The 15549-nt window shown below is 52.7% G+C and carries 11 protein-coding genes and 1 pseudogene; 9 read left to right on the forward strand and 3 right to left on the reverse strand.

The genetic code is table 11. The features are described from left to right. Window positions 1-14: 14 nt before the first annotated feature. Window positions 15-1463, reverse strand: coding sequence for a Gfo/Idh/MocA family protein (locus HOV93_RS13265; RefSeq protein WP_207396990.1), 1449 nt, complete (start codon window positions 1461-1463; stop codon window positions 15-17). Between the two features lie 386 nt (window positions 1464-1849). On the opposite strand from HOV93_RS13265, the gene HOV93_RS13270 reads away from it, so the two are divergent. The 3 genes from HOV93_RS13270 to HOV93_RS13280 are packed head-to-tail and all read left to right on the forward strand — an operon-like array spanning window position 1850 to window position 6712. Further along, window positions 1850-4171 (forward strand): DUF1592 domain-containing protein, encoded by a 2322-nt coding sequence (locus HOV93_RS13270; RefSeq protein ID WP_315853406.1) that lies wholly within the window; start codon window positions 1850-1852, stop codon window positions 4169-4171. 3 nt (window positions 4172-4174) lie between these two features. Further along, entirely contained in the window at window positions 4175-5569 is a 1395-nt protein-coding gene (locus HOV93_RS13275; protein ID WP_207396991.1) for a DUF1552 domain-containing protein, read from the forward strand. Window positions 5570-5575: 6 nt separating this feature from the next. Then, window positions 5576-6712 carry a hypothetical protein gene (locus tag HOV93_RS13280; protein ID WP_207396992.1) on the forward strand — a complete coding sequence of 379 codons (1137 nt, stop codon included), beginning with the start codon at window positions 5576-5578 and terminating at the stop codon, window positions 6710-6712. 81 nt (window positions 6713-6793) lie between these two features. Here the strand turns inward: HOV93_RS13280 and HOV93_RS13285 are convergent, their stop codons facing one another. Next, window positions 6794-7678 (reverse strand): alpha/beta hydrolase, encoded by an 885-nt coding sequence (locus HOV93_RS13285; RefSeq protein ID WP_207396993.1) that lies wholly within the window; start codon window positions 7676-7678, stop codon window positions 6794-6796. Between the two features lie 335 nt (window positions 7679-8013). Between HOV93_RS13285 and HOV93_RS13290 the strand changes: the two genes are divergently transcribed. The 4 genes and pseudogenes from HOV93_RS13290 to HOV93_RS13305 all read left to right on the forward strand — a co-directional run bounded on the left by HOV93_RS13290 (window position 8014) and on the right by HOV93_RS13305 (window position 12472). Next, on the forward strand, window positions 8014-9501 hold the full coding sequence (locus tag HOV93_RS13290; protein WP_207396994.1) for a metallophosphoesterase: 1488 nt from the start codon (window positions 8014-8016) through the stop codon (window positions 9499-9501). A 559-nt stretch (window positions 9502-10060) separates the two neighbouring features. Continuing rightward, window positions 10061-10801 carry an integrase core domain-containing protein gene (locus tag HOV93_RS13295; RefSeq protein WP_207396995.1) on the forward strand — a complete coding sequence of 247 codons (741 nt, stop codon included), beginning with the start codon at window positions 10061-10063 and terminating at the stop codon, window positions 10799-10801. A gap of 263 nt (window positions 10802-11064) precedes the next feature. Further along, window positions 11065-11475: pseudogene (locus tag HOV93_RS13300) on the forward strand (transposase); the annotation flags it as partial. 229 nt (window positions 11476-11704) lie between these two features. After that, the gene (locus tag HOV93_RS13305; protein WP_207396997.1) at window positions 11705-12472 is read left to right on the forward strand and encodes an SGNH/GDSL hydrolase family protein; all 768 of its coding nucleotides are present in this window, start codon (window positions 11705-11707) and stop codon (window positions 12470-12472) included. A 127-nt stretch (window positions 12473-12599) separates the two neighbouring features. Here the strand turns inward: HOV93_RS13305 and HOV93_RS13310 are convergent, their stop codons facing one another. Further along, window positions 12600-13769, reverse strand: a complete 1170-nt coding sequence (locus HOV93_RS13310; RefSeq protein WP_207396998.1) for an AraC family transcriptional regulator — start codon at window positions 13767-13769, stop codon at window positions 12600-12602. Window positions 13770-14061: 292 nt separating this feature from the next. Here HOV93_RS13310 and HOV93_RS13315 point away from each other — a divergent pair, with 292 nt between their 5' ends. After that, window positions 14062-15051 carry a DUF1559 domain-containing protein gene (locus HOV93_RS13315; protein WP_207396999.1) on the forward strand — a complete coding sequence of 330 codons (990 nt, stop codon included), beginning with the start codon at window positions 14062-14064 and terminating at the stop codon, window positions 15049-15051. A 21-nt stretch (window positions 15052-15072) separates the two neighbouring features. Then, window positions 15073-15486, forward strand: a complete 414-nt coding sequence (locus HOV93_RS13320; protein ID WP_207397000.1) for a hypothetical protein — start codon at window positions 15073-15075, stop codon at window positions 15484-15486. Window positions 15487-15549: the final 63 nt, after the last annotated feature.

Here is a 15549-nt window from a genome sequence, read left to right on the forward strand (position 1 = left end):
GATCCTCAACCGACTTATACCTTCGCGGCCTCGGGAATCTCGAATCCCTTGCGATTAGGATCCTTAAGAAGCTCGTTGGCGTCTTCAGCATGGTCGCCGGTGTGGAGTTCCGTTTCTGGGTCAAATGTCAGCATTGGACCAACGGTGTACTTCTCGCTGTCTTTGACGCCGACCCCTTTGTCCATGACCTCATGCAGTCGGCCGAAGTGTTCAGCAGCATCTTGGTTATCGCCGAACTTGCCTGCTTTAGCGTTGAAGGGGACTTCTTCGCCCAAGCGGTACGAATTGTTCATCAAATGCCCAAGCACGCAAGCATAGTGGGCATCGTCCACGTTTCCGTTGGCCATGCTGGGGTCGTTGGCGCGAACGGCGGAGATAAAGCTACCCCAGTTGCCGCCAGGTGTGACATCGCCACGACCGACCTTCACTTTTTCGCCTTTGTCACTTCCCTTCGGATAGTAAAGGCCACGAACGATACGTCCGCCGTCCTCGAAGTAGTATTCGTTTTCGACCTGACGTTCATACTTGTCGTAGTTCACATTGCGGACATTGAAGTACACGTACTGGCCGTTGGGATACTCGGCCATGGCAAACATCGTATTGGGTGTTTCGCCTTGGTCATCCCATTTGAAACGACCGCCAATGGCCATCGCACGAACAGGGTGCGTCTGATCTTTATCGATGGCCCACCGGGCAACATCCAACTGGTGCGTTCCCTGATTATTCAAGTCGCCGTTGCCAGTCTTCCAGAACCAGTGCCAGTCGTACGGATGATAGTTGGCATGGTAATCCTCGATGACGGCAGGCCCCTGCCATAGATTCCAATCCAAGTTTTCAGGAGGCTGCGATACCGAGTCGAAACCAATTCCACCACGTGGCTTGCAACAGTAACCGTAAGCAATCTTTAGTTTGCCCCACTTGCCTGCCTGAATGGCTTCGTGCAATCCGGCTATTCCTGCATCACTTCGTCGCTGCGTACCGTGCTGAACCACAACGCCATACTTCTTCTGGGCTTCGACAGCGACCCGACCTTCCGCGACATCGTGGCTCATGGGCTTTTCCACGTAGACGTGCTTGCCAGCTTGGGCAGCCCAAATCGTGATAAGCGAGTGCCAGTGGTTGGGCGTCGCGACAGAAATGGCGTCCAAGTTCGGATCGTCGAGTGCTTCGCGGACATCGCGAACACCTTTCACTTTGAACTTGCCGTTGGCTCTCTCTTGAACGGCTTTCACCGTGCGGGCAAGGACTTTTTCATCAGGATCGATGAGATAAGCGATTTCGACATTATCTTGGCCGAACCATCCGTCGATGTGACTCTTGCCACGACCGTTCAACCCGGCGACGGCGATTCGTACTCGATCGTTCGCTCCCTGAACGGCCCCTGAGGCAGCCGTTCCGGTAAGAATGAGACCCGCTCCGGCGGCACTCGACTGCAGAAAGGTTCGACGATTGACCAACGTCATGGCAAGCTCCGTATTAGGAAGATGAGAATTGTGTGGGAAGGACACGCTCGCAAGCATGTTCAATGCAGGTGAGCCCTATTCTGACCATTCTTGATGATCACGTCAAATTTCTGAGTTTGCGCATTAATGTCATCTGCAAGGTAAAAACGGCTCTCTGGCATCTTTTTCAATTGACCTATCCGTAAAAGCCGATCTAATATAAGACATCCCGCCCAAATAAGGCTCGTGCCCCCCTGACCTACCTTCTGACCTCACCCAGCCAAGCGATGATGCCCCGACTGCTAGCTCATCTTATTCCCTCGACCCTGCTTCTTGGTTTGTGCATACCTACTTTAGGACTCGCCGAACCGGCACATCGGCCATTCTCTGAAGAAATTGGGCCGTTCGTGCAGAAGCATTGCGTCCGGTGCCATGGCCCTGAGACACAAGACGGAGACTTCCGAGTCGATACCTTGTCGGAAGATGTCGGTGCGGCAGGCTCGGCGAAGCGTTGGCGGGAAGTCATCGAAAAAATCAACAATGGCGAGATGCCTCCGGAAGACGAGCCCGATCGCCCTACCGCGGAACAAGGTGCCGTGGTCGTCGAGTGGTTGGCTGCCCGCATTGACGAAGGCCGCTCGGCTCGATTGGCCAAGCGGGAACCTGTTTCGTTTCACCGCCTGAGCCGCGTCGAATATGCCAATACGGTCGAAGATCTGTTAGGTGTTCGGTATGGCGTGGCGGATCCAGGCGGACTGAATGAGGACGCCGAGTACCACGGCTTCGAGCGCATCGGCTCGGTTCTCTCGCTTTCCGCTTCCCATGTCGAAAAGTACTACGCAGCCGCCGAAGCGATTCTGGACGAAGCCTATCCCGATAAACCGATCGAAACGACAATTGTGCGAAAGACGGCTCTCGATCTTCGCGGTGGACCAAGTTCTGAGAAACGCAAACAACTCGAAGAGCAAGGCCTAGCCGATAAAGTACGCGTCGACATGTGGCCAGGGCATCAACTGCGTGGCGGTCGGCCTGGCCCTGGCAGTGCGATGGTCAAAAACGGTGGCTACTTCAAAGTTCGTATGCAAGTCAGTGGCATGAAACCGCCTGGAGGTCGCGCACCTCACCTGACATTCTATGCCGAGAAGATCGATCGCCTGTTGTTCGAGCAAGACATTCTCGCTCCTGAAGAGGAACCCACGATCGTCCAGTTCACATGCCATCTGCCACCTGGTGCCACAAGCTTTGCAGTGACGAACGATGTCCCTGGCCCCTCGAATTTGCCGCGGTCAGGTCGCTCTGGAGCTGTTCCGTTTTTCAGTCTTAAGCAAGGCCGTATTCCTTGGCAAATTAAGCTGACCGACGAAGAGGGCATCCCCCTCTATCCGTTTTTGATCGTCGACTGGATCGAATGGGAAGGGCCTATCGTTACCGAGGAAGTCCAGGCCAACCGAGCCAAGTACATGCCGACCGAAGATGGTAATCTTGATCAGGTTCGCCAAAGTATCACACGATTCTGCGAAGATGCGTTCCGTCGTCCGGTTTCCGCTGTGGAAACCCAGCGTTACGTGGCCATCGCGGCCCAGGAACTCGAGTCTGGGGCAAAGCTACAAGATGCCGTCAAGACGGCCATGCTGGCGGTGATGTGCTCGAAGGACTTTCTGTTTCTGGTCGAAGGGAACTCCGAGAAGCCAACTGACAACCTGAACGATTTTGAGATTGCCAACCGACTTTCGTACATGCTCTGGAGCACAATGCCAAATGACGAACTTATGTCGCTGGCCCACGACGGAAAACTTCGGGACAAAGCGACTCTTAAGCAGCAATTAGAGCGTATGCTGGCCGATCCGCGTGCGGCCAAGTTTAGTGTCGAGTTTCCACGTCAGTGGCTTCAGATGCACAATCTCGGCGTATTCCCTCCCGATCAAAAGCTTTACCCGGAATACGATCCTCATCTGGAACGAAGTATGCGAGGTGAAACGACGGCCTTCTTCCAGGAAGTGCTGGACCGAAATCTCAGCCTTCGTGAATTCCTCGATTCTGACTGGACTATGGTGAATCCGCGTCTGGCCATGCACTATGAAATGGACGGGATTGAAAGCGACGATTTTCAACGCGTTAAGCTCGCGAAGGAAGACCACCGAGGTGGTTTGTTGACTCAGGCCGCAATTCTTTCGCTCACCTCGGACGGCACGCGACACCGTCCCGTTCATCGTGGTGTGTGGGTCATGGAATCGATCTTCGGCAAGTCACCCCCACCCCCACCAGCCAATGTCGAACCGATCGAACCGAACCCAGTTGATTCTCCCAAGGCGACCATCCGCATGAAGTTGGAAGCCCATAAACACGATCCCAATTGTGCTGCCTGTCATCGTAAGATCGACCCCCTTGGCCTGGCGTTTGACAACTTCAATGCGATCGGCCAATGGCGCGACGAAGAGATCGTTCAATCAGGCACCGGCGCAAACCCGAAAGTCGATTCAAGCGGCGTGCTGCCTGATGGACGTGAGTTTGCTGGGCCGAAAGAGTTTCGTCAGTTGCTGTTGGCCAACGTCGATGACTTCAACAACACGTTTATTAAAAAACTCGCGACCTATTCTCTTCGCCGCACGATGACTATCGATGATCGGGATGATCTCGCAGCCATTGCGGCCCAAAGCCGCGCCCAGCAGTATCAGGTGCGTGACTTAGTTGAAACGTTCGTCCTGTCCGACCTCTTTCAGAAACGGTGACCCATGGCCAACTTCAATTCACGACGATGGAAGATCAATCGGCGACACGTGCTCCGGGGGATGGGTGCCAGTATGGCCTTGCCACTAATGCAGTGCATGGCTCCGGGCCAACTAATGGCCGAGGAAAAGTCGGCCTCCCAGCAAGGGCCAACCCAACCAAAGCGTGCGGTCTTCATCTATGTGCCCAATGGCGTTAACACACTCACCTGGCAAATCCAGAAAGCAGGAGCCGACTACGAGCTGACCGGCCCGATGAAATCGCTTGAGGAGCATCGCCAGCAGATAACTCCAATCAGCGGGCTCTATCACCCCAATGGCATCGGCCAGGCTCATGAATGCGATAAAATCTGGCTTACTTCCGCTAAGATCAGCCAAGAAGGGGGTGCCTTCCGGAACTCGATCTCTGCCGATCAGATGATGGCGGAAGTTACCTCCCAGCACACACGATTCCCTTCGCTTGAACTGGCCGTAACCGGTGGTACGTTGGGCTGGTCCCGAGATGGTATTCCCCTGCCTGCCGAACGCCGACCACGCGCGATCTTTGATCGACTGTTTGGCGTAGAAAAGGGTGGCATGGAAGTCGCCAAGCGTAAGCTCAATCGCCGCGGCAGCGTGCTCGATGCCATCCTCGAGGACGCCACCAGTTTCCGAGGAAAGATTGGAACTGAAGATCGTAACAAGCTCGACGAATATCTGCATGCCGTCCGCGATGTCGAACTTCGCACGCAGCGTAGCTACGACTGGTTGGAAGTTCCCAAGCCTGAGGTAGCCGCCGAGACCAAAGCCAAGCTGACCCGCAACATCCCCAACACGGAAGCCGGCGACCTTTACCGGACCATCTACGACTTGATGGTGCTCGCTTTGCGTACCGATATGACGCGTGTCATCACTTGCATGAGCGGCAGCGAAAGCAACGGGCTGGCGATTCCTGAAATCGGGGTCGCTCAATCACGGCATGAACTCTCGCATCACAACGGCGATCCGGAACAGTTACGTCGCCTAACGGAAACCGATACGTTCCTCGTTCAGCAATTCTCGTACTTCCTAAATCGGCTGAAATCGTATCAGGAAGAGAACCAAACCCTGCTCGACAGCACGATGGTTCTCTTTGGTAGCGGCATGGCGTATGGTCACAGTCACGGAAATGCCAACCTACCGATGGTGCTCGCTGGCGGATCCTCGATGGGCCTGAAGCACGGATCGCACGTCGACTATAACCTGCCTACACTTGGGCAGTACAACATGGAAGAGTCGAAGAAGCACTATCACGTCTGCTCGCGTCCGGTCGATGGTGATGCTCATTTGAGTAACTTGCTACTGACGATGATGCAACGTATGGACGTCAAGGTCGATCAATTCGGCGATAGCCACCGTGTAATGACAGAACTAATGGGGTAATTGGCGGTGCGTATTCATTTCACTTGTTTGCTACTTCTTATTGCATGTGCGACGCCGTCTATTTTGGCAGAGGAAACCTTTCGTACAGATACCAGCGAGGACGAAAAGCTTCCCTGGTATCAAACCGAACCAGGACAGTTTCCGCCTGAGGGATCAGCACACTATTTCGCCGGCGAGTTGGTCGGCAAGGATCACGTTCACCGCACCGGAACCATCCGAGTCTCCCGCACCGACAAGCAGCGTCGCAGTCACTGGGATTTACCCATCGACTTCCGTCTCTTGCCCTATGGTTCACTTGCGTACCATGGTTCGCCAGCGACGTTAAAAGACATCCCCATCGGCACCCACTTACATGGCCTCTGGTATGTGAAGGATGAAGGGGAAGAGACAAAGTCTCTCTTCTACAACCGCAAAAGCATCGAAGCCGACTTTACCAAGGTCTTTCGACTTGTTGATGATTTTACTTATTACCAAGAGAAGAATCGTCTGTGGCAAGTTGAGAATGTCGACTTGAAGGAGATGAAGTTACAACTGGTTGGCCAAGCCGAAGGGGAGGATAAACCGACCGTCATCGCACTCGACCTGACGCCAGCTACGAGAGTATATCTTGGGAAACAGATCGCTTCGCTGAAAGATATTGAGCCCGGTCAGAAGGTCCTGTTCAACTTGACCTGGGCGACACTCTATGGCGTGGGGCGATGTACCGACCTATGGCTTGACGAAGAAAGCCGACAGATCGCTCAGGCTCAGCAGTTGGCACAGCATCGGCTTCACCAAAAAGACCGAGGACTGGCTGGTATTATTGATGCCGTCGACAACCAGAAGCGTATTCTGACCGTGACACTTTTTGGTGGGATCGATGCGGGCCTATTCGATGACCTCAAGCCTAAATCAACTGCCCAGGTTTGCGTGTCGGAACCAACGCTGCAGATCTATGATCAGGTAAATGATAAAAAAGGGGGCCCGATTCTTTCGGTCGATCCTATCGAAAAGCAACCAGGCAGTAGCGGCATCCAGGTACGCGTCCAAACGTCACTGCTGCTTGAAGGGTATCGACCAGGACGCATCGTTCGCATATTCCCAAGTGGCTGGCCGATCGTCGCGCTACCAGAAGAAGAAACGCTGTGGCCAGAGCGTGATTAGCAAGATGGCTCAAAGTCAATCGAATAAAAAAGCCTCGCAACATGTGCGAGGCTTTTTTGTATCCGATGGTGCGTGCTCGGCTTACTTCTTCAACTTCTCGATCAAGTACGCTGAGGAATTGCCATACTGAGGATCTTTTACCCCAGAATGCTTTAAGTAAACATCGACGCCCACCTCTTTCAGGCGCTCGGCCAAGGTCAAACCCATCACGCCGGAATGCGTAGGATCTTTCGGGGAAGAACCTAGTTCAGGAACCTCGCCTCCGTAGAACATGGCAATCGGAGGATCATCTTTGCTGACGTGCGAAAACGGAGAATACTCCTTGATCCACGGCATCAATTCTTCACGCTTCTCCATAACAGCGTCCAGGTTCGGCTCGCCAAACGCGTGCGCGCCATAGCGATAATTGGGCATCCATTCTCGCAGTTGCTTGGGGTCGAGAGAAACCTGAGCACCATTGACCGCTGCGCAGTACAGTCGTGTCGATTCGCGGGCGATTGGGTCCTCGCTCTGAGGGTCTGCCATGTCATCGTGAAAGGCCAGCCACAGTGAAGAGCATGCCCCTGCAGATCCGCCGGTCGCACCAATTCGCTCTTTATCCAAGTTCCACTGATCGGCTTTCGAGCGTACAAACTGCAAGGCCCGAGCCGCATCTCCCAGAGGAGCTTTAACCGGCGGCTTCACGCCAAGTTTGACTGCGTTTTTGACATAGCGGTAATTGATAGCGACCACCGAGATGCCGTTATCAAGAAACGCCTTGGGGTTGGTCTTTTTGTCCCCGCCTTGCCATCCACCGCCATGGATGTAGAAGACAACCGGCGTAGGCTCATCTGATTCTGCTTGATAAAAATCAAGCACTTGACGCGGATGCTCGCCGTAGGGGACGTCCTTTAGCTGCTTGGTCTCAGCAAGGACTGCCTGCTGAATTAACAAAAGGGTAGTAATCGACAGCAACAATCGTTTCATAGAAGCAATTCCTTTAGGTGGGAGGGAGACTAGGTCGCTGGTAGGATCGATTCAAAATTAGCCACTTTTCTACTGGGTTGCAAGAATCTCTTTCTTGCCTGCCGAGCTTTTTGCCCAGCGACCATGAGAGCAATGGCATCGCTATAGTGTATCTTCTTATTAAGCCGGAAGTAATCTCGGCGTAAAACGCAGAACGAATTTATTGGTGTCTGCGTACGGAATCCAACACTGCGTCGAACCGATTTGCTACGAATTCACGGGCTTTTGTTGGGAGGCCCTGTTGGATTGTCAGCGTCGGCGTCAATAAAGTACCTGTCTAGATTGAAACGGCAAGCATGAGAAGCGGAAACCATCGATTCGTATTTTTACTGGTCTGCACGCTGGCAGCATGTCTGGCTTCTCCGGCGGAGTCTGCCGAGTTCCTGGTGATTTCAGATATTCACTTTCAGCCTTTCACAGGCTTAGACAAAGCGCAATTCCAACGCCTCGCGAATATGCCGGCCAGTCAGTGGCCTGAGTTTCTCACCTCAAAGAATCAATCGTTGGGAGCCATCGGCAGCGACACCAACTACTTGTTGATGGCCTCGGCGTTAGATGCCGCAAAAACCCATACACCAAATCCTCTCTTCATTCTTTACCCCGGCGACTTCCTAGCCCATCAATGGCAAGAGCGGTACGAGAAACTTGCCCCGCAATCAATCTCTGATGATCCGGCGGCTTACCGAGCATTCACGATGAAAGCCGTCGAAGTCGTTTCCTACGAGTTCCGCAAGCGTTTTCCCGACGTGCCGGTTCTGGCAACACTGGGCAACGATGACTCCTTCTGCGGTGACTATTGGATCCAGCCGAAAGGAATGTTTCTCAAAGAATTCGCGGTCCGCTGGCAGCCGATGCTCTACGAGACGATCGACGCTAACGCGTTTGGCAAGTCGTTTCGCTCTTCGGGGGCTTACCGCGCCGATCTTCCGGGCATTGAGTCGAATCGGTTGATCGTTTTGAATTCGGTCTATTGGTCAGGCAGCTATTGTTCGTCATATTTCGACCCCAAGGATCAAAATTGTTGCGAGTGTGAAAACCAGGGTACAAAGCCGGGACACGCTCAGATGGACTGGCTGGCGTCCGAACTTGAACTTGCCCGCAAGCAACAAAAGCGAGTCTGGCTTCTGATGCACGTTCCGCCAGGATTAGATAGTTACATCGAAGTAAAATCTGGCGGACACAGTCTTGCAGCCGAGATGTGGAAACCAGAGTTCATGCAGCGTTATCTGTCATTGCTGGAAGAATACGCGGATGTCCTGCACATTTCATTCACGGGGCACACCCACATGGACGACTTTCGCATCGATCGACTCGACGCAAAGCCGGTCTTACTCCATAAAATTGCTCCTGCGATAAGCCCTATCTTTGGAAACAATCCCGGCTTTCAAGCGTTTGAAATCGATCCTCAAACGAGTGTTATCTCTAACTGGAAAACCTATTCGCTCAATCTTACCGATTCGCAGAAATCAAACCCCTGGCGTTTGGAATATGAAAGCCGAACCACTTATCAACTTGAGTCTTTGAATGCTCAGTCGGTAGAACAGTTGTTTCGGTTCATGCATGCCCACCCTGATTCGGTCTTTGCGGCCTCATATCGCCGACACTACAGCATGGATGCGTCTGTCATTGCCACAAAGGACTTGCCTGTCTATCTGTGTACGGTCCTCAATGCGACCTACTCCCAGTTTGCGGCTTGCCTGCAGAATCAAGGACTAGCCAAGCCTAAGCAAGCCGATGAACCAGCCGAAGTCCGACTAGATGCAGGCGCCCGCTCTCAGCCATGAAAGCAATATTGCGGGTGCTCTTCCGGTGCTTAATTTCGTTCACCGAGTTATTTGAGATGCCGTCGATCCGTTTCCGATAGCAAATGCCCAAGGGAGGACAATGTTTTTCCTTGAGATGTCCTCAAGTCAGCGCTGCTTTCGCTCCACCATGTGAGTGTAGCTTTGATTTGAAATTGCTCAGATCTACTTCGATCTAACACTTTAACGCCTCAAGCGATCTTAATCGTTCTTCCGATAAATGCACGACACCTCCCCGTGCGGAACCCTCTTAGTGAATGTTCTCTGTTTGGGTTTTCGCGCTATCTGATTCCGGGGAAAGGACTTAGCGATTCAGCGTCCCTTTCGGTCTTACCCTTGAGCGAACCGAACCCTTTAATGAATTGCGGAGGGTTTGGCTCGGACCCCGAACGGAACCCTCCGCAACCGAGAACATATGCCACAACTGGACTATCTGTTATGACCGGCCTTCGATTCTCGACGAAATGATCCAGGCGGTATTCAGCCCGTTCGAAGAGGACGTCCGCGGACCAAAGAACCTATCCGCGATCTCATCATTCGCATGGCCCGCGAGAACGACTGGGGCTACACCCGGATCATGGGTGAACTCAAGAAACTGGGCATCACACCCCCGTCACGGAACACGGTGAAGAACATCCTCAAGGAACATGGCCTGGAGCCGGGCCCCAAGCGAGGTGAAGGTACCTGGGACGAGTTCCTGAAGATGCATGCGGCTACGCTGTGGCAGTGTGACTTTTACGCCAAGCGGGTACTGACGGCCCGGGGCTTTCGCGATCTGTATCTACTGATCTTTTTGCATGTGGAGTCACGCCAGGTTTACATTGCGCCGTCGACGTTTCACCCAAATGAAGAGTGGGTCACCGAGCAGGCCCAGGCGTTTCTGAAGCATGCCGAGTCACAAGGCCAGGGAGTGAAGAAAGTGATGCACGACCGGGATACGAAATTTACTCGAGCGGTTGATACGGAGTTCGAGTCAGCCAATGTCGAAATCCGGAAAACCGCCTATCGCTCACCCAACACCAACTCCTACGCCGAACGCTTCATCCAGACCCTGCAGCTGGAGTGTTTAGATCATTTTGTGGTATTTGGCGAGCAGCACATGGACGTGCTAGTTAAGGAGTTCTTAAAGCATTACCACGAGGAACGACCGCATCAGGGGAAGGAGAATGAGCGGTTGAATTCAGAAAATGAACCACAAGCCGAAACCGTCTCGATTGATTCTGTCAAATGCCGAGAACGGCTTGGTGGTTTGCTGAAACACTATCATCGCCACGCGGCGTGAAGTAGTTATTCGCAACCCCATTACCCTTCGAGCAAGCTGCAAGATTCACGGTCCCATGCTGCGCTAGCCGCTGAGCGAGAGCCTAAAAAGCCGACACGCGGCTCAAATTCTTGACGTCGTAGCAGTATGCTTTTGATACGAATCGAATGTCAGACGGCAATTTCACGCCGGTTCGAAATCGTGGTTTTAGTTTTTGCACAGGTCGGGCTAATCAAAGCCCCCGGCGGCGGTGAAAATGCGGCCCCAACCCGACGGACCGAGGCCGAACTTGCAGCAAACTAACCGTGATGACCAACCCGCACGGCACTCCGTTGGCGGTCGAGGTTTCTGCGGCCAACCGGCACGATGTGAACTTCATTCTGCCGCTGGTCTTTCAACGCTGTCCAAAGGTAGGCGGCGTGCCGGGCCGCCCGCTGGAAACCCCGTACCTGATGCGAGCCGACACGGGCTACACGTCGAAAGACTTACTGCATCTCTTCGCTTGGTGTGAGATTCGGCCCCAGATTCCGCAGTGGGGTGAAGACCGAGCGACCGGGCTGGGCAAGTTACGCTGGCCCCTCGAGCGATCGATCGCCTGGCTAAAACAATACCGCAGAATCGGCACCCGCCGAGAAAGAACCGTACAAACCTTCGAGTCGTTCGTCACCCTCGCCTGCTCCAGGATCGCCTATTAACAACATAAAGAACGCAGGTTCTGAGTTCGCTACAGAGCAGTCCTGCTTCCTTTTGGTCGCGAGTACAATTTGTACGGTATCAGATTGTCGCAAAACTGAATAGTGAAGCTGCAAACTTGAATAGCAAGTGTCTTCTTTGTGATTCAGAATAGGCACCTGTGTCGTTCGAAAGCCGGTCTATGATCTGTTGTTTTGCTTCCACATCTAATATCCAAATTCCGAGAGAGCCATGTCATCTCATCAAACGAAATCCTCTTTCCGCGTCATGTGTAGTTTCTTCTTTCTGCTGGCCTGCCTAGCATCGGTCAAGGCAGACGACAATTCTCCCTATCATGACGAGGTATCTTGGCGACAGGTTGTGCCGAAGAAATATCAGACTCGCTCCGAATATAAGTTCGTCCAGGAAGACCCGGCACTGCCAAACGTATTGCTGATCGGCGACTCTATTTCCATGCAGTACACCGTCGGTGTGCGGAAACTTCTGCAGGGACAAGCGAATGTCTACCGAGCCCCAGATAACTGTCGTTCGACTCGCCAATCACTGGCAGAAATCGAAACGTACTTAGGCGACAAGCATTGGGACGTCATTCACTTTAACTGGGGCATTCACGACGTGACTCATCTTAACGATGCAGGAAAAGTCGCGGCCCCTCCCAAGGGAAGTCGGCAAGTTCCTTTAGGCGAATACCAAGTCAACTTCCGTAAGCTGATCACTCGCTTGCAAGAGACGGACGCATCGCTGATTTGGGCTACGACCACCCCGATTGGAAAGCAAACGGAGGCACGCGGATATCGCCGCGATCAGGACGTTGTCGCCTACAATGCTGCGGCTCTCGAGATACTTCCAAAGACCGGCGTCGCACTCGACGACCTTTATGATTTGGTGAAACCACAGGCCGAAACACTTCTTTCAGACGGAGTTCACTTCAAATCTAACGGTGCAGAAGTACTGGCGAAGGCCGTCGCACAAGCAATTCAAAAGCAACTTCCTAAATAAATGGGACAGAATCCGAAGCGGAAGTATATTTGCGGATTCGCCCTATTACTAGGAACTAGGGCGAATCAAGAGCGTTCTGAACGAGACAGACTTATTTTCAGGCGATCCAAGTAGAACTGGGGCTATTTCACTCAAGTTCCAATTGCTTCAAGCGATTAGCCTCCCGAAAATCGATGGGGGTCACTCCCACCCGTTGATGAAAATGATCCATAAAGTATGCGGGACTACTGAATCCACATCGATCCGCGATAGCTGTTGCCGAAAGAGACGTTTCGACAAGCAATTCTTTCGCTCGTGACAATCGCACACGAACGATTTCCGATTTGAGTGAACGCCCCAACATAGAACGGAAACGCCGTTCCAGCACGCGTCTGCCTAATCCAACCGTCTTAACCACATCGTTGACATCGATCGCATCACACGCGTGGAGGCGAATGAACTGAACGGCATTCGCCACATTGGGATCTTCTACGGCCAGCATATCGGTGGATTGCCGTTCGATCACCCGGCGAGGGGCGATACGGATCACCTGGGGAATCGAACGGCCCTCCATCATCCGACAAAGCAACTCGGCTGCATGGTAACCAACGCGAATCGGATTGACGTCGATGCTGGTCAAACGTTGATCACTCAGTTCGCACAACAAGTCGTCATTGCCGACCCCGATCACGGCAACTTGCTCCGGCACCGAGATCCCAGCCGTTTCGCAGGCATCCAGCACTTCTCGGCCACGCGTATCATTACAGGCAAAAATCCCAACGGGCTTGGGAAGAGTTCGGATCCACTCGACAATTTGCTTCTGTTCACTTGCCCACGAAGGGCCCATGCTGCCTCCTCCTCGCGGCTGAAACACATGGCACTGAAAACCAGCGGCATCCATATGCTCTTGGAATGAATCGCAACGTTCGTCTAAGCGTGGCCGACTTCCACGCCGTAAGCCACAGATTGCAAAATTCTGTAAACCGAGATCAATCAAATGATGCGAGGCCATTTCGGCAATGAGATTCTGATCTCCTCCGACAAAAGGAAATTCACATTCGTCAATATCGCCTAGCACGTCGACACAAGGTGCGGCCGATCTCCTCAATAACACTGCGGTTTTGCGATTCGTCACATGAGCGATGATGCCATCTCCGCGCCAGAATGCCATCCACGCAGGCGTTGGTTCTTCAAGACCTCGCGGTCGAAACAGAATGGACCATTTGTCATGTTCTTGGACATGCTGCCAGATCCCTTTTAAAACGCCTCGCCCATAGGCCCGAGAGGTTTCTACAAACAGAGCAACACGTGGTGTCATGGGTAACAAAGGGGGAAGAAGAAAGAGAAAAAGCCCACAGCTGAACCCAACGCATCATGCCAACATCATTCGCTGCGGTCGCTTACGCTAGGACTAGCCTAATTCTCAAAGATCATTTTAGCAATCCAACAATGACGCAAAATTGAATGATGTATTCGCAAAACTGAATTGTACTTCGAGAAGCAATTAAGGCATGATTAGCTCGCAAGAATCAATTGCCGATCAGCGTTAATTGAGTAGACGCTCTATTTTCCTGTTCTTATTTTCCCATCTATTTTCGAGGTTCCCCACCATGACAACTCGATTGTATTTCAGATTCAGCAAAACATGTCCCCAGGCGAACGCCAAAATATTAGGGAAATCGCAACCAGGCTTTACCCTGGTTGAATTGCTTGTCGTAATTGCAATCATCGGAGTATTGATTGCCCTCTTGCTGCCGGCGGTCCAACAAGCTCGGGAAGCTGCCCGGCGCATGCAATGCACTAACAACTTAAAACAACTCGCGCTGGCCGTTCATAATTATCACGACACGTTCAAAGTAATTCCCCCCTGCGAGATCTGGAAGTCAGGAAGAACGACCCACTGGGGGGCAACTTCGTTGTTACTGCCGTTTGTTGAGCAATCGGCCCTTCACGAGCAGTTAAATCCGCAAGGAAACGGTTTGCCAACGGTCGCTACCGAGCCCCTATTGGCAACCCCCATCGATGCGTTCATGTGCCCTTCAGATCCGGGTGGCAACGTGAACTTTGCCTTTAACGATCTGGGCAAATCAAGCTATCTACCCAGCCAAGGCGTGTTCTGGGTCGAGTACAACGATAGTCCCTACAAAGATCCTTGCCGTCTGGCGCAGATCACCGATGGGCTCACCAATACGCTCATGTTCGGCGAACGTTTCCTGGGTGAAAAGCCGTTTCGAAGTGTGGGAGGGGTCTGGGCCGGACGCAGCAACACAGGCGGCGCAGTCCAGGTACAAGGTCGAGGAGCATGGCCGCCGAATACTCCGTATGTCGGAACATTTGATGGTATTTCCGGGGCATCCGATCCCTTGAACACACGGACCGCCTATACGAGTTTGCACCCCGGAGGCGTCAACATTTCTCTTTGCGACGGATCGGTCCGATTCGTAAGCGAGAACGTGGATAGCATAACAAGCTACCCCACCAGTTCTTCCACAAACTTCTTTCGGATGGAAGATCAGGCCGTATCCACGCCTGCGGCGATCAACCGTGTTTGGCAGAATCTTTTCCGGCCGAATGATGGCAATACCTTAGGCAACTTCTAATTAAGAAAAAGGCGAATTGTCATGAAATATCAACTCAAATTGAGCCTAACAGCCTTGGCTATTATGTCGCTTGTTAGTCTTACAGGCTGTGGAAGTTCGAACGAAATTGAACGACATCATCTATCCGGTAAGGTGACCTTCCAAGGCAAACCGGTTCCCGTGGGAATGATCTCTTTCGAACCCTCGGGGAACGGCATTGGAGGCGGGTTTGCGCCCATTCGCGACGGAGAATATGACACCGCTGAAGATGGCCGTGGACATCTCGGAGGGGTTAGCATGGTTCGAATTTCTGGATTCGATGGAATTGCCAATCCCAGCAATCCCGATGCTCCCCCGAATCCATTATTCTCTTCCGTTGAAACGACCGTAACGCTTCCTGATTCAACGGATGAAATGGATTTCTCTCTACCCATGGACAATTCAGAAGCCAACTAACTCGGTTCCTGAAATTGCAATCGATAGACCGAAAGCAGGAATAGCCGCCACCATCACCATTTT

This window comes from Bremerella alba (assembly GCF_013618625.1).
In the GTDB taxonomy this organism is placed as follows: Bacteria; Planctomycetota; Planctomycetia; order Pirellulales; family Pirellulaceae; genus Bremerella; species Bremerella alba.

Excerpts from the sequence above, each read along its gene's own strand:
- HOV93_RS13305 (WP_207396997.1), top strand. The coding sequence starts at position 11,705 with ATGTCATCTCATCAAACGAAATCCTCTTTCCGCGTCATGTGTAGTTTC.
- HOV93_RS13315 (WP_207396999.1), top strand. The coding sequence starts at position 14,062 with ATGACAACTCGATTGTATTTCAGATTCAGCAAAACATGTCCCCAGGCG.
- HOV93_RS13290 (WP_207396994.1), top strand. The coding sequence starts at position 8,014 with ATGAGAAGCGGAAACCATCGATTCGTATTTTTACTGGTCTGCACGCTG.
- HOV93_RS13275 (WP_207396991.1), top strand. The coding sequence starts at position 4,175 with ATGGCCAACTTCAATTCACGACGATGGAAGATCAATCGGCGACACGTG.
- HOV93_RS13265 (WP_207396990.1), bottom strand. The coding sequence starts at position 1,463 with ATGACGTTGGTCAATCGTCGAACCTTTCTGCAGTCGAGTGCCGCCGGA.
- HOV93_RS13310 (WP_207396998.1), bottom strand. The coding sequence starts at position 13,769 with ATGACACCACGTGTTGCTCTGTTTGTAGAAACCTCTCGGGCCTATGGG.
- HOV93_RS13295 (WP_207396995.1), top strand. The coding sequence starts at position 10,061 with ATGGCCCGCGAGAACGACTGGGGCTACACCCGGATCATGGGTGAACTC.
- HOV93_RS13285 (WP_207396993.1), bottom strand. The coding sequence starts at position 7,678 with ATGAAACGATTGTTGCTGTCGATTACTACCCTTTTGTTAATTCAGCAG.
- HOV93_RS13320 (WP_207397000.1), top strand. The coding sequence starts at position 15,073 with ATGAAATATCAACTCAAATTGAGCCTAACAGCCTTGGCTATTATGTCG.